16 protein-coding genes and 1 pseudogene are annotated in these 19820 nt (G+C 70.9%); 13 read left to right on the forward strand and 4 right to left on the reverse strand.

What is annotated here, in order from left to right; genetic code table 11:
- Positions 1-6: 6 nt before the first annotated feature.
- The 4 genes from QSK36_RS08285 (at position 7) to QSK36_RS08300 (ending at position 5618) form a co-directional block, all read left to right on the forward strand.
- Positions 7-2703, forward strand: coding sequence for an AAA family ATPase (locus QSK36_RS08285; protein WP_285781923.1), 2697 nt, complete (start codon positions 7-9; stop codon positions 2701-2703).
- 699 nt (positions 2704-3402) lie between these two features.
- Positions 3403-3861, forward strand: a complete 459-nt coding sequence (locus QSK36_RS08290) for a MarR family winged helix-turn-helix transcriptional regulator (RefSeq protein WP_225897498.1) — start codon at positions 3403-3405, stop codon at positions 3859-3861.
- The gene (locus tag QSK36_RS08295) at positions 3858-5291 is read left to right on the forward strand and encodes an MFS transporter (RefSeq protein ID WP_285781924.1); all 1434 of its coding nucleotides are present in this window, start codon (positions 3858-3860) and stop codon (positions 5289-5291) included. Before QSK36_RS08290 ends, QSK36_RS08295 begins: the two co-directional genes overlap by 4 nt.
- Positions 5292-5324: 33 nt before the next feature.
- Positions 5325-5618, forward strand: coding sequence for a DUF1330 domain-containing protein (locus QSK36_RS08300; protein WP_139572630.1), 294 nt, complete (start codon positions 5325-5327; stop codon positions 5616-5618).
- Positions 5619-5745: 127 nt separating this feature from the next.
- On the opposite strand, the gene QSK36_RS08305 is transcribed toward QSK36_RS08300, so the two are convergent.
- The 3 genes and pseudogenes from QSK36_RS08305 to QSK36_RS08315 all read right to left on the reverse strand — a co-directional run.
- Positions 5746-6099: a transposase family protein gene (locus QSK36_RS08305; RefSeq protein WP_285781925.1), complete on the reverse strand. Its 354-nt coding sequence runs from the start codon at positions 6097-6099 to the stop codon at positions 5746-5748.
- 78 nt (positions 6100-6177) lie between these two features.
- Positions 6178-6306 carry a hypothetical protein gene (locus tag QSK36_RS08310; protein ID WP_285781926.1) on the reverse strand — a complete coding sequence of 43 codons (129 nt, stop codon included), beginning with the start codon at positions 6304-6306 and terminating at the stop codon, positions 6178-6180.
- Positions 6307-6475: 169 nt separating this feature from the next.
- Positions 6476-6625 (reverse strand): annotated as a pseudogene (locus QSK36_RS08315) (Tn3 family transposase); the annotation flags it as partial.
- 91 nt (positions 6626-6716) lie between these two features.
- On the opposite strand from QSK36_RS08315, the gene QSK36_RS08320 reads away from it, so the two are divergent.
- Positions 6717-7652, forward strand: coding sequence for a DUF4158 domain-containing protein (locus tag QSK36_RS08320; RefSeq protein ID WP_285781928.1), 936 nt, complete (start codon positions 6717-6719; stop codon positions 7650-7652).
- A 476-nt stretch (positions 7653-8128) separates the two neighbouring features.
- Here QSK36_RS08320 and QSK36_RS08325 read toward each other — a convergent pair whose 3' ends face one another.
- Complete coding sequence (locus tag QSK36_RS08325) at positions 8129-8569, reverse strand: acyl-CoA thioesterase (protein ID WP_285781929.1); 441 nt, start codon at positions 8567-8569, stop codon at positions 8129-8131.
- A 117-nt stretch (positions 8570-8686) separates the two neighbouring features.
- Between QSK36_RS08325 and QSK36_RS08330 the strand changes: the two genes are divergently transcribed.
- From QSK36_RS08330 to QSK36_RS08365, 8 genes are read left to right on the forward strand one after another with little or no spacing between them, the layout of a single operon-like run.
- A complete protein-coding gene (locus QSK36_RS08330; RefSeq protein WP_183532372.1) occupies positions 8687-9334 on the forward strand; it encodes a GntR family transcriptional regulator in 648 nt (215 codons plus the stop codon).
- Positions 9331-10425, forward strand: coding sequence for a threonine aldolase family protein (locus QSK36_RS08335; RefSeq protein WP_285781930.1), 1095 nt, complete (start codon positions 9331-9333; stop codon positions 10423-10425). Before QSK36_RS08330 ends, QSK36_RS08335 begins: the two co-directional genes overlap by 4 nt.
- On the forward strand, positions 10422-11639 hold the full coding sequence (locus QSK36_RS08340) for a M24 family metallopeptidase (RefSeq protein WP_285781931.1): 1218 nt from the start codon (positions 10422-10424) through the stop codon (positions 11637-11639). The genes QSK36_RS08335 and QSK36_RS08340 overlap by 4 nt, the downstream gene beginning before the upstream one ends.
- The gene (locus QSK36_RS08345; RefSeq protein ID WP_183532369.1) at positions 11636-12451 is read left to right on the forward strand and encodes an NAD-dependent epimerase/dehydratase family protein; all 816 of its coding nucleotides are present in this window, start codon (positions 11636-11638) and stop codon (positions 12449-12451) included. Before QSK36_RS08340 ends, QSK36_RS08345 begins: the two co-directional genes overlap by 4 nt.
- 15 nt (positions 12452-12466) lie before the next feature.
- Positions 12467-13756 (forward strand): MFS transporter, encoded by a 1290-nt coding sequence (locus QSK36_RS08350; RefSeq protein WP_183532367.1) that lies wholly within the window; start codon positions 12467-12469, stop codon positions 13754-13756.
- Between the two features lie 12 nt (positions 13757-13768).
- The gene (locus QSK36_RS08355; RefSeq protein ID WP_285781932.1) at positions 13769-14797 is read left to right on the forward strand and encodes a phosphotriesterase family protein; all 1029 of its coding nucleotides are present in this window, start codon (positions 13769-13771) and stop codon (positions 14795-14797) included.
- Positions 14794-17712 carry an FAD-binding and (Fe-S)-binding domain-containing protein gene (locus tag QSK36_RS08360; RefSeq protein ID WP_285781933.1) on the forward strand — a complete coding sequence of 973 codons (2919 nt, stop codon included), beginning with the start codon at positions 14794-14796 and terminating at the stop codon, positions 17710-17712. Before QSK36_RS08355 ends, QSK36_RS08360 begins: the two co-directional genes overlap by 4 nt.
- Positions 17709-19142, forward strand: coding sequence for an NAD-dependent succinate-semialdehyde dehydrogenase (locus tag QSK36_RS08365; protein ID WP_285781934.1), 1434 nt, complete (start codon positions 17709-17711; stop codon positions 19140-19142). The genes QSK36_RS08360 and QSK36_RS08365 overlap by 4 nt, the downstream gene beginning before the upstream one ends.
- Positions 19143-19820: the final 678 nt, after the last annotated feature.

Genomic DNA, 19820 nt, shown 5'->3' on the forward strand with positions numbered 1-19820 from the left:
TCCTCCATGCTGCACGGACGGGAGCCGGAGATATCGGCCATCGATCGGCTTCTCGCCGAGGTTCGCGCGGGAAGCAGCGGCGCACTGGTCGTGCGCGGTGAACCGGGCATCGGCAAGACGGCGCTGCTGGAGTACGCGGCGGAGCACGGCGGCGACCTCCAGATCATGCGGAGCGTCGGCGTGCGGTCCGAGAGCGATCTGGCGTTCGCCGGGCTCCACCTGCTGATCCGTCCCGTCCTCGACCGGATCGCGGCGCTGCCCGAACCGCAGCGGCAGGCCCTCGAGGGAGCCTTCGGCCTGGCCGACGCGCGGGGCGCCGACCGCCTGCTCGTCGGCCTCGGCGTGCTCTCCCTCCTGGCCGAGGCCGCCGAGGACGGGCCGGTCCTCTGCCTGGTGGACGACGCGCACTGGCTGGACCGCTCCTCGCTGGACGCGCTGACCTTCGCCGCGCGGCGGCTCGGCGCCGAGAGCGTCGCACTGATCATGGCCACCCGCGGCGACCACATGCCCGGCCTGCCGGAGATCAGGTTGCGGGGGCTGAGCGCGGCCGCCGCGGCGGCCGTACTGGAGGACGCGGCGCTGACGACCCCGGCCCTGCGTTACCGCGTGCTCGCCGAGGCGCAGGGCAACCCGCTGGCGCTGATCGAGCTGCCCGCCGCGCTGAGCGGCGACGCCTCGCCGTCGCGGCCCGGCGGCCTTCCACTGACCAGCAGGCTGCGGGCGGCGTTCGCCGGACAGGTCGACCACCTGCCCGAGGCGACCCAGACCCTGCTGCTGGTCGCGGCCATGACCGACCGGCTCGGCGAGGTGCTGGCGGCGGGAGAGCGGTTCGGCTTCGGCGCCGAAGCCCTGCTCCCGGCCGAGAAGGCCGGGCTCGTGGCGGTCGACGATCGGGCGGTCACCTTCCGCCATCCGCTGATCAGGGAGGCGGTCTACCAGCGCGCGCCGGTGGGCCTCCGCCTCGCCGTCCACGCCGCGCTCGCCGACGTCCTGTCCGGTGACCACAACGCCGACCGCCGGGCATGGCACCGGGCCGCGGCGGCCGTCGGGCCGAATGAGGAGACCGCGGCGGAGCTGGAGCGCACCGCTCTGCGTGCCGCCGACCGCCGCGGCTACGCGGCCGCGGCGGCAGCGTACGAACGCGCCGCGGCGCTCACCGACGACGCCGGCGCACGGGGAAGACGGCTCGCCTTGGCCGCCGAGGCCGCCACCGAGGCCGGCGAGCTCGACCGGGCGGGGGCGCTGGCCGGGGAGGCGGCCGAGCACCTCACCGACCCGCTGCTGAAGGCGAGGCTCCTCCACGTCCGGTCCACCGCCGACTTCTGGCGCGGGCGGTACGGCGAGGCCCACAGGCTGGTGCTGTCGGCCGCCGACCTCGTCCGCGAGATCGCCCCGGCTCAGGCCGTGCGCATGCTGACGCAGGCATTCCACACCGGGTGGTACGTCGGCGAACCCGAACTCAAGGACGTGGCGCGGAGGCTGAGCCGCATCCCGATCCCGACCGGTGACCCGATGGGAGCCGTCGCACGGGTACAGGCCGGAGCGTTCGCCCGGCTGGTCGACGGGACCGCCGCGGGCCTGCCGCCGCTCGGCGAGGCCGTTGCCGACGCGCGGGCCCTGCTAACGAGCGATCACCCTCGCGAGCAGGTGCTGCTGGCGGGGGCCCCGCTTGTCATCGGGGCGGACGTCCACACCCTGGAGATCACCACGCGCCTGGCGGAGGAGTGCCGGGCGCGGGGACGCATCGGCATCCTGCCGACGGTGCTGTTCTTCCTGGCGGAGGCGGAGCTCTTCCACGAAGGGCGCCACCACGATGCGCTGACCACGGTGTCCTCGGCGCTGCGCATCGCCGAGGACACCGGCCAGCACCAGTGGGTCATCCAGCTGAAGAGCGTCCTGGCCTATCTGGCCGCCCTCGCCGGTGACGAGGAGGGGTGCCGCCGGCTCTGCGACGAGGCGGTGGGCGGAGCGGTCGTCCCGATGCAGGGAGCGCTGTGGGTCGACTGGGCGCGTGGCGTGCTCGACCTCGGGTGCGGGCGGGTCGAGGCCGCCCTGACCCGGTTGGAGGCCCTCGCCCAGGGACCCGGCTGGTATCACATCTCCGCCATGCGTTGCGTGCCTGACCTGGTCGAGGCCGCCGTACGTCACGGCGAGCCCGCGCGCGCCCGGCCCGCCTTCGCCCGCTACGAGCGCTGGGCACTGCTCTCCGAGCAGCCCCTGCCCCAGGCGCTGGCGGACCGGTGCCGCGCACTCCTGGGCGCGGAGGACGAGGTCGAGGACCGTTACCTGGCCGCGCTGAGCCACCGCGGCCAGCCGTTCGAGCACGCCCGCACGTCATTGCTGTACGGCGAGTGGCTGCGCCGGTCCCGTCGGAAGGCGGCGGCGGGCGGCCACCTGCGTGAGGCGCTGGAGACGTTCGAGAGGCTGGGCGCGCGCCCCTGGGCCGACCGAGCCAGGGCGGAGCTGGAGGCGACCGGTACGAGGGCCCCGAAGCTCCGTGCCAGGGGGATCCTGGCCGACCTCACGCCGCAGGAACTGCAGATCGTACGCCTGGCGGCCCAAGGCCTGTCGAACAAGGACATCGCCGCCCAGCTGATCCTCAGCCCACGCACCGTCGGCTACCACCTGTACAAGGCCTACCCCAAGCTCGGTGTCGCCTCCCGCGCCGAGCTCGCCGCCCTCGACCTGAGCGATCCCGCCTGAGCCGACATATCTCACCGGACGGGGCCATCGCCTCATCAGCGGGGAACGACCTGTGCGTGCGCCAGAGAGATCGTCGAATTCCCCGGTCAGGGGGTGGCCAGTGATTCGGTCGGGGACAGCCGGGCCGCGCGGATCGACGGCGGCGGCGACGGCTACGCCCGCGTCAGCGTCCGGTAAGAACGCTGTCATTGGCCCCAAACGGCGCGGATCTAGGCTGGTGAGAGGCCGGATGCAGAGTTTTGATCAGCCGATCAGCAGTTCTAAACGAGGTAGATTGCGCCCCCACTCGCCATCGGGGTTAGCGCTGTGGATCAAGCTGTCGTCGCGCTGCTCTTCGGAGATCGTTTCTCCAAGCACGCCTGGACTTCGACGATGACGGCGTCACAGGGCTCGTCGGGCCCGACCCGGACAGGGCGTACGTCCCCGTCGAACAAGACGATTCCGTCGACGTCGCATCGGGCGCGAGAGCGGACGGCGGCCGTGTGGGTGACGAAATGTCGCCCGCATCCACGATCTTGTCGTGCAGGGCGACGACGAGATCCCTCTCGGCGGCCGCGACCGATCGTGGGTTCGTCAGCTGCGCCAGGTTCGGGTTGCACCAGTCCAGGCCTGAGGTCGGTGCTCTGAGAGTGCGCAGAAGGGCTGAACTCGCCAAAGCATTTCCATAAACTATGAATATAAAAATGCTATGCTTCGAGCATGAGTCGTCAAGACACCGCTCTTGGCGCGTCCGCCGCCATCGGGGCAGCCCTCTACGGCCTGGCCACCAGGGCCGCGAGACGCCTGCCCCGGGACATGAGCCTGACGTCCGCCGCCACCCTGGCCACCCTGGACCGGACCGGCCCGCGGCGCATCACCGATCTGGCCGCGGTCGAGGGCGTCACCCAGCCCGCGATGACCGCCCTGGTCCGGGTGATGGAGGAGTCCGGCCTGGTCGAGCGGCGGGGCGACGCGTCCGACAAGCGGGTCACGCTGGTGTGCCTGACCGAGGCCGGCGCCTCCTATGTCCGGACGCGGCGCCAGGCGGGCGTCCACGCGTTCGAGCGGTTGATCGGCGAGCTCACCGGCGACGAGGTCGAGGCGCTGGTGGCGGCCCTTCCGGCGCTGAAGCATCTGGCAGAGCTCGAAAGCCAGGACCGCGAAGGGCCGAAGCAGTGACCGGGCAGCCGGTCGGCGGGGGCGCGGTGAAGGCGTTCCCGGTGGCGCGTTCCGAGGCGCGGCTGCTGGTCCCCGCCCTGATGTTCATCGCTCTGGTCGTGGCGGCGGTCGCCAGCCTCGGGACGCCGCTCATCACCAGCGTGGCGACCTCGTTCCACGTCTCGCTCGGCAGCGCGCAGTGGACGCTGACCGTCGCGCTGTTCAGCGGCGCCGTCGCCACGCCGGTCCTGGGCCGGCTCGGAGCCGGCCCGCACCGGCGGGCCACGATCCTCGCCACGCTGGCGGTCGTCGTCGCCGGCAGCGCGCTCACCGTGCTGCCGCTGCCGTTCGCGTGGCTGCTGGCCGGCAGGGCGGCCCAGGGCGTCGGGCTCGGGCTGACGGCGCTGATGATGGGCGTGGCCCGGGACCACCTCCCCGAGGAGCGCAGCGCGGCCGTGATCGCCCTGATCTCGGTGGTCTCGATCATCGGGGCCGGCGTCGGCTACCCGCTGGCCGCACTGCTCGCCGAGCTCGGCGGGGTACGGGCCGCCTACGGCCTCGGCCTGGTCGTCACCGCCGCCGCCCTCCTGACCGCGTGGCGCTCCATGCCCGAAGCCCCCGAAGGCCGCTCCGCCCACGTGGACGTGGCAGGCGCGGTCGTCCTGGCCGCTGCGCTGCTCCTGGTGCTGTTCCTCGCCGGCGAACGGACTCTGTGGAGCCGGCACCTCGCCGTGGCGGCGGGCCTCGCCGTCGTCGCGGTGGTGCTGCTCTGCGTCTGGGCCGTCATCGAGCTGCGCAGCACGACGCCCCTGGTCGATGTGCGGGCGGTGCGGCACCCGGCGGTCGCCGGGGCGAACCTCGCCATGTTCGTCGGCGGGATCGGCATGTACCTCCTGCTCACGCTCATCACCCGGTACGCGCAGACGCCGCACGGCGCCGGCTACGGCTTCGGGCTGACGACCTTCGTCGCCGGGCTGGTCCTCATCCCGTTCTCGGTGCTGGGGTTCGTCGCCGGCAAGCTCACGCCGCGGGTCCGGACGCGGATCGCCGACCCCCCGCTCCTGGCCGGCAGCGCCGTCGTGGTCGGCGGCGGGTTCGCCCTGTTCGCGGCGGCCCGGTCGGACCTGGCCGAACTGTTCGCGGCGATGGGCGTGCTCGGCTTCGGCGTCGGCGGCTTCTCGGCCGCGATGCCCGGCGTCATCCTGGCCGTCACCCCCAAGAGCGAGACGTCGAGCGCCATGAGCTTCAACTACGTCGTCCGCAGCGTCGGGTACTCCCTGGGCAGCGCCATCGGCGGCCTGATCCTCGCCGCGGGCACCGGCCCCGGCCACCTCTTCCCCGACGACAGCGCCTACACCACCGCGGCGCTGGTCGGCATCGGCGCCATGGCGATCACGACGCTGACAAGCCTCGCTCTCGCCCGCCGACGCTCGTCCGAGACCAACCCGTAAGTCAGATGCACTCATCCCAACACTGGAGGTTCCATGCCCAAGGGCTACTGGGTCAGCGCCTACCGCACCATTTCAGACCCTGAGAAGCTGGCTGCTTACAACAAGCTGGCCGGTCCGGCCGTCAAGGCCGGGGGCGGTCGGACCCTCGTCCGTGGCGGTCGGGTCGTGGCGCATGACGCCGGACTCGCCGAGCGCACCGTCCTGGTCGAGTTCGACAGCTTCGAGCAGGCCGTGGCGGCGTACGAGAGTGCGGCCTACCAGGAGGCGCTGGCCGCCCTCTCCGACGGCGTCGAGCGCGACTTCCGCATCGTCGAAGGCATCGACTGACCGAGGTCCAGTCGGATCTTCACTGAAGATCCACCATCTTGGTTTTCGCTGGTGCGGCTGGCTGGTGTGGCGGGGTTCGTGGGTGCTCGTGCTGGTCGTGGCGGCTGTCTTCGGTCTTGATCGTCTGTCAGCCGTCGAGTTCGAGGTTCGTCAGGACGAGCAGGGCGCGGAGCGGGTTGGTGGCGCGGGCGGGGCTCGTGCGGAGTTTGGTGAGGGTGCGCCAGGTCTTCAGGTGCGCGAAGCCGTGCTCGACGGGGGCGCAGCCGGCGGCTTTCAGGTGCTCGACGATGTGGTCGTGGCGGGCGGCGGTGATGTCGTGGGTGCGCCCGGGCCTCGCGGCGGAGATCCAGATCAGGCGTCCGCGTTCGTCGGTGAGCGCGAGGAAGTGCAGGCCGTGGCGCTTGTGCTTCCCCGAATAGTTCTTGCGGTTGTCCTTGCCGGTGCGGCGGCGGGTGGGGATGAGGGTGCCGTCGATCAGCACGGCCTCCCCGCCGCGTCTGGCGACCTTGGCCAGGGCGCGGTCCAGGCGCGGTGCCCCGGCCGCCAGCAGGGCGACGACCTAGTCGGTCCAGCGGCGGATCGTCGTGGCCGCGATGCCGTTACCGCCGGCCAGGTCGGCGGCGCGGTGGTCGTGGCGCAGCACGGCCAGGACGATCACGACGATCCGGCCCGCCGGCAGGGACGCCACCGCGATCTGATTGCCTTCAGGTGCTTGCGCAGCAGGTCGGTGACGTATTGGACAGTTCTCGTGGACAGCGGCAGGGCGCACTGATAGATCAGGGAGACGGCGTCCCCGGCCTGCTGGTTCTTGTTCTTCACACAACTTCAACGAGCACCGGGGACGCCCCTTACAGCGCCTTGTTGATCTGCTTGATGCGCGGGAGCAGGTCGAAGCCCAGGAGCCTGGTCACTCCGAACCCGATTTCGGACTGGCCATGCGAGTCGACGTAGTTGCCCACGACCTTCATGGTGGTGCCGTGCCGTACGGCGCCTTCCACCATGGGGTGCCGTTAACCAACGTGTCATAGGCCGCCAAACCTCGAAGATCCCAAGCCTGACCTTCTGTAATGCCGAAGGCCCCGGCGCGGATCTATGGGCATGGAACGTCCGCCGCTTGGCATGGATGAGCTCATCGAGCACTGGACTGTGCTGAGCGATGAGGTCGGCCTGGTCAGTGCAAAGCAGGAAGGCACTCGTCTGGCCTTCGCGCTGTTGCTGAAGTACTTCACGCAGCACGGGCGCTTCCCACGCGGGCGGGCGGAGTTTCCCGACGAGGTGGTCGACTACGTCGCGAAGCAGACCAAGACGTCGGCCAGCAGCCTGGGCTTGTACGACTGGTCAGGCCGGACGATCGAGCGTCATCGCAGCGAGATCCGCGACCATCTCGGCTTCCGGGATTGCTCCGTCGCCGACGCCGACAAGCTGACCAACTGGCTGGCCGTGAACGTCGCGCACGCCGAACGGCAGCCCGACCGGGTCCGCGAGGAGCTGCTCAAGCAGTGCCGGGCCGAACGGATCGAGCCGCCCTCACCGGGGCGGATCACTCGGATCGTACGGTCGGCACTGCACAACGCGGAGCAGACATGGTTCCACCGGATTGCGGCGCGGCTGGATGCGATGACGGTGGCCCGGGTGCTTGCCCTGGTGGCCGCCGACAATACTGCGGTGGAGACCGAGGAGAGCGATGACGATCTGGACGAGGATGAGGGCTCGGTCCTGTCCTTGATCAAGGCGATGCCGGGCAACGTGAGCCTGGACTTGATGCTGGCGGAGATCCGCAAGCTGAACGCGATCAGGGCCATCGAATTGCCGGCCGGGTTGTTCGCTGACGTGGCGCCGAAGGTGCTAGGCGGGTGGCGCTTCCGCGCTGCGGTGGAGTCTCCCTCACACCTGCGACGGCGGGCCCGCAACGCGCCGGAGGCGACGGTCACCTTGCTGGCCGCGCTGCTGGTGGAGCGGGAACGTGAGGTCACCGACGCCTTGGTCGACCTGCTGATCGCCACGGTGCACCGCGTGGGCGCTCGCGCCTGCTGATCGAGGGGCTGGGGCTGCAACACCTGCCGCCGAGCATCGCCACCATCCACCGCCAGGGCGCCGTCGTGGCCGCCGAGCAGGGCTGGCCGACCCCCAGCTACGCCACCACCTACGCGGTGGTCTCTGCCTTGGATCCCGCCCTGGCACGTTGGCTCAGGATGGCACGCGCGGTTATCGGGAGCGGTATGAGCTGGTGCATCGCCGGGAGGCGAGCCAGCCCACCAGATCCGGCTGGCCGACCACACGCAGTTTGACCTGTGGGAGATCGCCCCGTCCGGTAAACCGGCCCGGTCCTGGCTGACCGTCATCGAGGACGATCATTCCCGTGCGATCGAGGGGTACGCGGTCAACCTGGGCGCTCCATCGAGCTCGTCCGCACCCACAATTCGCATCTGGCAGTTCCGGCTGCCCCGCGCTGCTGGCGCTCCTGGTCGGCCTCGAAGCCGATGTCGGCGTAGGGGTCGGGTCTGTCGGCCCTACCGCAGCGGGACGATCGCACCCAGCGCCTTGACCAGGGCGGGAGGCAGCGGAATGGCGGCTGAGCCGCCGGCTCCCACCGTGACGTAGACGACGCAGCCGGTACACGTCGGTCTCCCGTCCCGCCGGAAGGCGAAGTCCAAGGTGAAGCTCTTGCCTCCGATGCGTGAGGTGCTGATCAGCACCTCAGGTCGTTCAGCATCGCCGATGCCCTCCTTCCAGTCGAGTTCGGCGTGCACGACACGTACGTCGAACCCCATGTCGGGCCACTGGCCGTACGGCAGGCCACGATGGACGAAGAAGCCGGTCACCGCCTCGTCGACATAGGCCAGGTACCACATGTTGAACATGACGCCCTGACCGTCGATCTCGTAGAAGCGGGGCGTGAACGCCTGGGCGAAGACGCCGTCGAAGTCGGCCGAGAACTCTGTGTCGTCCATGGCAGAGCCTTTCTCAGGGGCGGTGAGCGGCCTGGCGCCAGGCCGGCGGAAAACAACCGGCAAATGGGATGCCGGCCACCGTTGACGCTCTGATGTACTTCATACAATATATTGTCTATGCATCTGGAGCACTCAGTCACGTCAGCGCGGGACGCGGCGTATGCGTACCTCCGCAGCGGGCTCGTGGAGGGGCGCCTCCGCCCCGGGGAAATCCTTGACGACGCCACGATCGCCCAGGAGATCTCCATCAGCAGGACTCCGGTCCGAGAGGCGCTCATCCAGCTGGAGCGCGAAGGCATGGTGACCGCCGCGCCACGTCGCAGGCCCAAGGTCGCCGAGGCCCAGCCGGACGACCTGGTGTCGATCATCGCGCCGCTCGGCACGCTGCAGGCGCTGGCCGCTCAGCTCGCCGCGCCGCACGCGACCGACGACGACGTGGCCGCCATGCGCGGCCACAACGACGAGCTGCTGCAGGCGATCGAGGACGGGGACATCGTCCGGGCGCGCCTGGCGGACATGGCCTTTCATCGGGTGCTGGTGAGCAGGGCGGACAACCGGTTCCTCACCTCCTGCATCGACTCGCTGGAGATGCACACCAGCCGCGTCATGTCGCTGTATTTCCGCAACCGCGGCCCTGATGGACAGTCCGCCCACGAGCATGCCGAGATCATCCAGGCCGTTCTCGACCGTGACTCCACCGCAGCGGCCAGCGCTACGAGCAGCAACTATCTGCGGGGGCTTCGCCTCGGCGGGGAGGAGGCATGATGGTTCGCTCGGTGAACAGGATCGTGGAGGACCTGCGGGCCGATCGCCGCACCGACCCCGATGCCGTCAATCTCTCCTCCGACACCCAGACCAGGCCGACCGGCGGCATGCGGCAGGCCATCGCGCAGGCGGTCGTCGGAGACGAGCAGACACGCTCCGACCCGACGACTCTGGCCCTGGAGGAACGGGTCGCCGACCTGCTCGGCCATGAGGCGGCCGTCTTCCTGCCCTCGGGCACCATGTGCAATGAGATCGCGGTGCGGCTGCACGTGGGTCATGCGGGTGATGAGGTCCTGGCCGAGGCGTCGTCCCACCTGATCAACGCCGAGGCCGGCGGTCCCGCCGTGCTCTCGGGCGCGGTGCTCACTCCCATCCAGGGCGAACGTGGTGTCTTCACCGGTGACCGGCTGGCGAGCATGATCCGGCCGCCGGGCAACCGGTATACGCCGGTCACCCGGCTGGTGTCCGTCGAGCAGACCGCCAACGCCGGTGGCGGGCGCGTTTGGCCGCTGGACGCCATCCGGGAGGTCGTCGAGATCGCGAGGGAACGCGGGATCGTCACCCACCTGGACGGTGCGCGCCTGCTGAACGCCTCGGTCGCCGGCGGGGTCGAGCCGCGGAGCTACGCGAGCCTCTTCGACACCGCCTGGATCGACTTCTCCAAAGGTCTGGGCGCGCCGGTGGGGGCAGTGCTCGTGGGCAGCGCGAGCCTGATCGAGCAGGCATGGCGCTACAAGCAGATGTGGGGCGGCGCGTTTCGCCAGTCGGGCATGCTCGCCGCGGCGGCCCTGTACGCGCTCGACCACCATGTCGAGCGGCTGTCCGTGGATCACGCCAATGCCAAGGCGCTGGCCGAGGGGCTGGCCGGCATCGACGGCATCGACATCGACCCGGCACATGCGGAGACGAACATCGTCTACTTCGAGGTCGACGACGCCCCCGCCTTCGAGGCCGGGCTCGCCGCGCATGGCGTGCTCGTCGGAGCCAAGGGACGCCGCCGCGTCAGGGCCGTCACCCACCTCGACATCACGGCGGACGACATCGCCACCGCGATCGCGGCGGCCAGGAAAGTCATGGGAGAACGACGATGATGCACACGGTCCCGAGGCCGGATCCGGTGGCGAACCTGCCTCGCCTGTCCGCGCTGTTCGCGCAGGCGGGAGTGGACGCGCTGGTGGCCTCCAGCGTGGAGAACGTCATCTACCTCACCGGCTATGAACACTGGCCGCTGCACGTCTTCCGGGAGCACGACGTCTTCGCCGTGGTGCGGGCCGATGGGCGCCGCGCCCTGATCGCCCCCCGCAACGCGGGCGAATACCTCGCCATGTGCCCGCCCGACGACTGCGACCTGTACACCTACGGCGACTTCTTCGTGGCATCCGCCCCCTTCGAGGAGCTCTCGACGGTGGACCGGGCGCTGATGGCCGTCAGGCAGGAGCCACCGCACGACGACACGGCCGCCCTCGCACTCGCCCGAGCCTTGCGCGACCTGGGCGTGGCCGGCCAGCGAGTGAGCATCGACGGCCAGGCCATGAGCGCGGGAGCGCGGGCCCGGCTGGCCGAAAGCCTCTCAGCGGTCTCCGAGGTCGACGGCAACACGCTGATGCGCGCCGTACGGCGGGTCAAGACCGCGACCGAGATCGAGCGCCTGCGCGAGGTGGCGCGCGCCACCGAGGGCGCGATGCGCTCCATGCTGGAGAGTGCGCGCGTCGGCGACTCCGAGCCGGAACTGGTCCGCCGCTTCCGGCACGCGGCGCTGGAACGCGGCATCGAGCCGGGACACTGCGAGACCAACATCGGCGAGCGCGCGGGCGGCTGTTTCCCACCCGACCCCGACGTCAGGGTGCGTGAAGGGGTGGCGATCAGGTCCGACTGCGGCGGACGGTTGCGCGGCTACTGGGCCGACACCGGACGCAACTCCTTCGTCGGCGACGTGCCGAGCGCACTGGTCAAGGCGCTGGACGCGACGCGAGCCGGCATGGAGACCCTGGCAGAACTGGTCAGGCCGGGCGTGGTCGTCTCGGAACTGGCGGCGGCGGGCATCGAGGCCGTCCGACGGGCGGGGCTCCCCGAATTCCGGCGTCACCATGTCGGGCACGGAATCGGCCTGGAGATGTACGAGCACCCCATCCTGAGCCCCCGGCCGGGCGGCGAACGCCACACCCTGATCGAGGGCGAGGTCATCAACCTCGAAGTGCCCTTCTACGCCGTCGGCATCGGCGGACTCCAACTGGAGGACACGGTGGTCGTCACCGCGAACGGCCCCGAGTTCCTCACCTCCGGCCCGAGCACGTGGACGCCGTGAGCGCCCTGCCATCCAGGGTCCTGCTCACCGGAGCGGCGGGCACCATCGGCACCTCATTGCGCGAAACCGCGCTCCGCCGGATCGCTCACCTCCGCCTCTCGGACCTCCGTCCCCTCGGCGCGACAGCGGCCCACGAGGAGTTCCTCCAGGCCGACCTCACCGACCTCGACCAGGTCAGGGCGGCCGTCCGCGGCATGGACGCGGTCATCCACCTCGGCGGCGTCGCCGACGAGACCGGTTTCGCCGCACTCAAGGGCCCTAACCTCGAAGGCGTCCGCAACGTGTTCGAGGCCTGCCGGCTGGAGCGGGTGCCACGGGTGATCAACGCCAGCTCCAACCGGGTCACCGGCTTCCACCCCGTGGACCGGACACTCGACGGGACGGAAGCCGTCCGCCCCGACGGCCTGTACGGCGCGACCAAGGCGTTCGGGGAGGCGCTGGCGAGCCTGTACGCCGACCGGTTCGGCCTCGACGTCGTCTCGGTCCGCATCGGTTCCTTCGAGGAGCGGCCGTCCGAACCGCGCCACCTGCACACCTGGTTCAGCCCCGCCGACGCGGCCAGGCTCTACGAGGCGTGCCTGGCGGCGCCGGCCGGGTTCGGCCACATCGTGATCTACGGGGTCTCACGCAACACGCGCTCATGGTGGTCGCAGAACGCGGCCGCGAGAGCGCTCGGCTACGAGCCGCAGGACGACGCGGAGCGCTTCGCGCACCTCCTGCAGCCGTATGCCGAGCGTTACCAGGGGGGTCAGTACACGCACTACGAGTACGGAGGCTGGGCCGCCAGACCGGGCGCCGACTCCACTCTCTGATCGAAGGATCGCACCATGCTCACACCCCCCGCCCAACCCACTGCCACGCGTAAATCGCGGGTGATCGCCGCGGCTGCGGTCGGCACCATGCTGGAGTGGTACGACTTCTCCGTCTACGCGGCGCTGGCGACCTGGATCGCGGCCGCTTTCTTCCCCGCCGACACTCCTGGCGTCTCGCTGTTGAGCGCCCTGGCGGTGTTCGGCGTCGGCTTCCTGTTCCGCCCGCTCGGCGCCGTGGCCTTCGGCCACATCGGCGACCGGATCGGGCGCAAGGAGGCGCTCGCGCTGACCATCATCGTGATGGGCGTTTCCACCGCCCTGCTGGCCGTCGCCCCCACCCACGCGACCGCCGGCATCCTCGGCCCCGTGGTGCTGGTCGTGGCCCGCTGCGGGCAAGGCTTCTCCGGCGGCGGCGAGTTCGCGGGCGGCGCCTCCTTCCTCATCGAGCACGCGCCGGAGGGCCGCCGGGGCTTCTACGGCGCCATCCACTACATGGCGCTCATCGGCGGCAACCTGGTCGGCGCCGGCATCGTGGCGGGGCTGAGTTTCTCCCTCACCCAAGCGCAGATGGAGACCTGGGGATGGCGGGTGCCGTTCGTGATCGGGGCCGTCGCGGCCTTCGCCGGTCTCTACATCCGCCGCCGCCTGGGTGACACCCCGGTCATGGAGGGGGCCAAGAAGCAGGACGACATCCCCCGCTCACCCTTCATCGAGGCGCTGCGGAGCGACGGCCGCGCCGTCCTGCGCGGGATGGGCCTGGTCGTCGGGTTCACCATCATGAGCTACACCTACGTCAACATGCAGTCCTACATCGTCACCGTCTCCGACCTGTCGCAGGGCACGGCGGTGGCGCTCTACAGCCTCTCGCTGCTCGTCCAGCTCGGGATGATCGGCCTGTTCGGCCGCCTGTCCGACCGCGTCGGCCGCAAGCCCGTCCTCGTCGCGGGCGCGGCGCTGATGGTCGTGGTCACCTACCCGAGCTTCCTGCTCATCTCCTCCGGTTCCACCGGCCTGATCCTCGCCGGGCTGATGCTCATGGCGGTGGCGATCGCCGTCTACGCCGGCGCCTTCACCACCGTCATCACCGAGCTGATGTCCAGGCGCACCCGCTACACGGCTCTGGCGGTCAGCTACGGCTTCGCGGTGGCCATCTTCGGCGGCACCGCCGGCTTCGTGGTCGCCTGGCTGCGACAGGCGATGGGCTCCGGCATCGCGCCCGCCCTGTTCGGCGTCGTGGCGGCGGTCATCACCCTCGTCACCGCGCTCACCACCCGTGAGACCCGGTTCGCCCGGCTCGAAGACTAGGAAAGGCCTGCCATGACATCCGGATCACCGGCCGGTGAGACGGTCATGACGATCGGTGGCCCCGTTCCCGCCGCCGAGCTCGGCGTCACCCTCATGCACGAGCACCTGTTCATCAACCAGATGCGAGAACAGCGGCGAGCAGGGCTCGTCAACGACCTGGACATGATCGTAGGTGAGGTCGGCAGGTTCGCCGGTGCGGGCGGCGGCACCATCGTCGAGCTGACCGTGGCGGAGCTGGCCGACGGCGCCGCCCCCGACCCGGCGGGCTGCCACACGCGCGAGGAGGCGGGCACCGGCTGCTCGTCCGGCAGCGCCCGCCCCCTCGCGAACGTGACCGCGCTGGCCCAGGTCGCGGCCAGGACCGGCGTCCGCCTGGTGCTGGGAACGGGCCATTATCGCGACCCCTACCTGGACCGCGACTGGTTCGACCGGCACTGCGCCGACAGCATCGCCGACGAGCTCGTCCGGGACATCCAGGAGGGCATTCCTGGGACCGAGGGGGTACGCGCCGGCATCATCGGCGAGATCGGCGCCGACAAGTGGTATCTGTCGGCCGCCGAGGAACGTTCCTTCCGCGCCGCGGCCCGGGCGCACCGCCGTACCGGTGTCCCGGTGACCACGCACGCCGCGCGGTGGCCGGTGGGCCTGGTCCAGCTCGACCTGCTGTGCGGGGAAGAGGGGGTGCCGCCGGAGCGGGTGATCATCGGTCACGTCGACACGGTAAAGGCGCCCCTGGAGTACGCGCTTGAGCTGGCCGCCAGGGGAGCCTGGGTGCAGTTCGACAACCTGCGCTCACGCCGCCCGCAGGACCTCGACCACCTGGCCTCCCGCGTCCTGGGCTTCGCCAGGGCAGGACGGCTGGATCGGCTGCTGCTCTCGCACGACCTGTGCACCACCGCCGACTGGCCGGACGAGGGCGGGGTCGGGCTCACCCACCTGCTCACCACCGTCAGAGGGCACCTGGTCGCCGCGGGCCTGGAGGAAGAGGAGTTCGACCAGCTCATGATCGACAACCCACGCCGCGCGCTGGCGGGCACATGATGGACGCCGTCACAACCGCCGTCTCCGCGCTGCGGGAGAACGGGGTCCAGGTCGAGACGGACAAGCGGCGGATCGCGGAGTACTCCTACGACGCGTCCAACTACCGCGTGCGGCCCGCCGCGGTCGCCTTCCCCCGCGACGCCGGCGAGGTGACCCTGATCGCACAGCGGTGCCATGCGGCGAACCTGCCCCTGACCGGCCGCGGCGGCGGCACGTCCATGGCGGGCAACGCGATCGGCCCCGGGCTCGTCATCGACTTCTCCCGGTACTTGAACAGAATCCTGGAGATCGACGAACGGCAGGCGACCGCACGCGTGGAGGCCGGTGTCGTACTCAGCGACCTGGCGCGCGAAGCGGAGGCCGCCACCTGCGGGAGGCTCACGTTCGTGCCCGATCCCTCCTCCAGGACCAGGGCGACCATCGGCGGCGCCGTCGGCAACGACGCCTGCGGCAACCGCTCCGTTCGGCACGGCAGGACGTCCGACCACGTGCTCTCGCTGGACGTGGTGACCGCCGACGGCCTGCGCCTGACCGCGCACCGCGGCGGCCTGACCGCGACCGACCCCGGCGACACGGCGTCCGCCCGCAGGGCCGCCGAGCTGTCGGCCGGGCTCGGCGATCTGGCCCGCCACCACCTGGCCGCCCTACGCACCGAGCTGAGCAGGATCCCGCGCCAGGTGTCCGGCTTCCACCTGGGGCACCTGCTGCCGGAGAACGGCTTCGACGTGGCGCGCTCCCTGGTCGGCAGCGAGGGAGCGTGCGCGCTGGTGGTCGCCGCCACGGTCCGGCTGGTCCCGGTGGCGCCCGCGACACGACTGCTGTGCCTGGGCTACCGGGACGTGGTCGAGGCGGCCATGGACGTCGAGACGATCTTGCAGTTCCGGCCCACCGCCGTGGAGGGCATGGACCGGGTGATCGTCGACACGATGCGGCGGCGGCGCGGGCACGAGTCGGTCAGCGGGCTGCCGGAGGGCGAGGCGTGGTTGTATGTCGAACTCGACGGCGATCACCTCGCCGCCGTCGACGACTCCGCCGCCGACCTGATGCGCCGCCTGGTCGCGGCGGGACGGCTGGTCGACGGGCGGGTGGTCGACAGCGCCGACGATCGCGCCTCGCTGTGGCGGGTGCGCGAGGACGGCGCCGGGCTGTCCAGCCGACTGCCACCGCCATCGCAAGACGAGCCGTCGCGGGATGAGTCGTGGCCCGGTGAGGAGTCATGGCCGGGCTGGGAGGATTCGGCCGTCGCACCGGAACGCCTGGCGGCCTACCTCGCCGACCTGCGCGAGTTGCTGTCCGCGCACGGGCTGCGAGGGGTGATGTACGGGCACTTCGGGGCCGGCTGCGTCCACATGCGGGTCACCTTTGACCAGCGCACGAGCCAGGGCAGGCGCGTGATGCGCGACTTCCTGCGCGCCGCGGCCGAGCTCGTCGTCTCCCACGGCGGCTCCCTGTCCGGCGAGCACGGCGACGGACGGGCCCGATCCGAGCTGCTGCCGCTCATGTACTCCGCCGAGATGATCATCGCCTTCGAGGAGTTCAAGGACCTCTGGGACCCCGACGGCCTGCTCAACCCCGGCACCATCGTGCGCGCGGGCAGCCCGACCGGCGAGCTCGCACTCGCCGAGGTGCCGGACCGGGGCTGGGAGACGGCCTTCGACTTCGCTCCCGCCCACAGCGTCGCCCCCTTCGCCCATGTGGTCCAGAGTTGCGTGGGCGTGGGCCGCTGCCGTACCACCGGCGGGGGTTTCATGTGCCCGAGCTACCGCGCCACCCGAGACGAGAAGGACTCCACCCGCGGCAGGGCACGGGTCCTGCAGGAGATGCTCAGGGGAGACACCGGCTGGCGCTCGGAAGACGCGCGCGAGGCACTGGACCTGTGCCTGTCCTGCAAGGCGTGCTCCAGCGACTGCCCCACCGGGGTCGACATGGCGACCTACAAGGCCGAGTTCCTCCACCACTACTACCAGGGCCGGCCACGCCCGGTCTCCCACTACAGCCTCGGCTGGCTCCCGCGGTGGCTGCGTGTCACCGGACGGCTCGCGCCGGCGGTGAACGCGCTGCTGGCCACCCGGCTCGGACCCCACCTGGCCCGGCTCGGCGGCGTGGCGCCCGGCAGGGCCCTGCCCCGCTTCGCCGGAAGGCGAGAGCTGAGCCGCGCCCTCGGCCGGCCGGGCCCGTCCGGCGGGCCCGACGGGCTCGTGCTGGTCGTGGACAGCTTCACCAAGGGCTTCCGCCCGCACGTGGCCGGTGCGGCGGCGCGGGTGCTGCGCACCGCCGCGGACTCCGTCGAATGCCGGAGCGACGTATGCTGCGGCCTCACGTGGATCTCCACCGGGCAGTTGCGCGCCGCCGCCGAACGGCTCAGCCGGATGGTCGAGCTCCTCGACGACGGCACCGACCGGCCCATCGTCGTGCTCGAACCGAGCTGCGCGGCGGCTCTGACCAAGGACCTGCCCGAGCTCGTCGGCACCCCGGCCGCCCGCAGGGTGGCCGCCCGGGTGCGCGGCTTCTCGGCGATCGTGACCGAGTTGGCCGCGGCAGGCTGGCGGCCCCGGCCCGCCGCCGACCGGGCGCCGGACGGCGTCGCGGTCCAGACCCACTGCCACGAGTACGCGGTCCTCGGCGCGGCCCACCAACGCCAGGCTCTCCAGGTGGCCGGCGTCACAGTCGCGCGAGAGTCGGCCGGCTGCTGCGGCGTGGCCGGCAACTTCGGCTTCGAGGCCCAGCACTTCCAGATGAGCATGCGGGTCGCCGAGCAGTCCCTGGCCCCCGCCCTGCGCGACACGCCCGGCCTGCCGGTGCTGACCGACGGGTTCAGCTGCCACATGCAGGTGCGCCAGCTCGACCCCGGCAGGACGGCCATGCACCTGGCCGAGCTGCTCGACCCCGCTCCAGAAGAAAGGCACCACCCATGACCACGCACGGCCTGTTCATCGACGGCACGTGGGGCCCGGCCGCGTCCGGGCGGACCTTCGCCGTAGAGAACCCGGCGACCGGCGAGACCATCGCCATGGTCGCCGACGGCGACGGCGACGACGCCCGCCGCGCCATCGAGGCCGCGGGCGCACGGCAATCCGACTGGTCGCGAAGCGCGCCGCGCGAGCGCGGAGAGATCCTGCGCCGCACCTACGAGATCATCATGAACCGCGCGGACGAGCTGGCAGCCCTCATCACCGCCGAGATGGGCAAGCCGCTGGCCGAAGCGCGCGGCGAGGTGATGTACGGCGCCGAGTTCTTCCGATGGTTCGCCGAGGAAGCGGTCAGGATCGGGGGCGACCACACTCTCAGCGGAGACGGACGCACCCGCATCCTGGTGACCAAGGGCCCGGTCGGGCCGTGCGTGCTGGTGACCCCGTGGAACTTCCCGCTCGCCATGGGCTCGCGCAAGATCGGCCCGGCCGTCGCCGCCGGCTGCACCATGGTGTTCAAGCCGGCCGAGCAGACGCCGCTCACCTCACTCGCCCTGACCCGCATCCTCACCGAGGCGGGACTGCCGGCGGGAGTGCTGAACGTCGTCACCACCTCCGACCCCGGCGGCGTGGTCGGCCCGTGGATGAGCAGCGGCATCGCCCGGAAGATCAGCTTCACCGGGTCCACCGACGTCGGCAGGCTGCTGCTCGCCCAGGCCGCCGAGAACGTCATGCGTTCGTCCATGGAGCTGGGCGGCAACGCGCCCTTCCTCGTCTGCGAGGACGCTGCCCTCGACCGCGCCGTCGAGGGCGCCGTGACCGCGAAGATGCGCAACATGGGCGAGGCGTGCACGGCCGCCAACCGGTTCTTCGTCCACCGGTCCGTGGCCGGCGAGTTCAGCGCCAAGCTGGGCGAGCGCCTGTCGGCGCTCAAGGTCGCCGACGGCGCGGCCCGAGGAGCCGAGGTCGGGCCGCTCATCGACCGGGCCGGGCTGGAAAAGGTCGAACAGCTGGTGGACGACGCGGTAGGCAGGGGCGCGTCGGTCGTCGTGGGCGGATCGCGGCTCAGCGGCAGCGGCTACTTCTACGCCCCCACGGTGCTTGCCGACGTGCCCCCGGACGCCGCGCTGATGTCCACCGAGATCTTCGGCCCCGTGGCGCCGATCATCCCGTTCGACGACGAGGAGGAGGCCGTGCGGCTGGCCAACGACACCGAGTGGGGACTGGTCGGCTACGTGTTCACCACGGACCTCGACCGCGCCTTCCGGCTCGGCGAGGCGCTGGACGTCGGCATGGTGGGCGTCAACACCGGCCTGGTCTCCAACCCTGGGGCTCCCTTCGGCGGCGTCAAGCATTCCGGCCTGGGCAGAGAAGGCGGACGAGCCGGGATCGAGGAGTATCTGGAGAGCAAGTATCTGGCCATTCCCCGTTCCTGATGGCACCGTCAGACCGCGGCGAAGGAACCCCCTCGAACGGCCAACGGGCGAGCTGAGCTGAAACCAGGAAGCTGATTTCCCAGTTCAGGACGTATATGGCGGCTGGTGCCACGTTGGTTAACGGCACCCCACCATGGCGTGCACCTCGGAAGCGGAGGCGCGCAGGGTCTGGGAGTGCACGACCATGGATCCGCGTTCGACGTGCCAGTAGATGAGCGATCTTGGTGGCGTCAGCGGTTGAGCAGGTACGAAAGCCCAGATGCTTGCGGATCTGGCTGCGGTGGTAACTGAGGCAGGCACCTTGACCTGCTTGGCGACGTGCTCGATGGCCTCGTCGGCCAGCTCCGAGCGCCCTCGCGGAAAGCGGCCTTGCTTCAGCAAGATCCCGAAAGCGAGTCGCGTTGCGCCGCGCTTTCCGGAGATAAGTTCGCGTTCCTCGTTCAGGATCGTCCAGTGCTCGACGAGTTCGTCGATGTGAAGCGGGGGGGCGTGTCATGCCCGCTCGGTATCACCTATGCGGGTCGAAACAAGATCAACGCCGTTAGGGGCCTATGACAGCGTTCTTACCGACGCCCCTTCTACCGCGGTCAGGCGGGTGCGGCGTTTGCAGTGACAGAAACCTGGCGCTCGACAGGAACCGGCCGGAGACGGGGGAGACCCGTCCGGTTCGATAGCTTG

This window comes from Microbispora sp. NBRC 16548 (assembly GCF_030268985.1).
GTDB lineage: Bacteria > Actinomycetota > Actinomycetes > Streptosporangiales > Streptosporangiaceae > Microbispora > Microbispora catharanthi.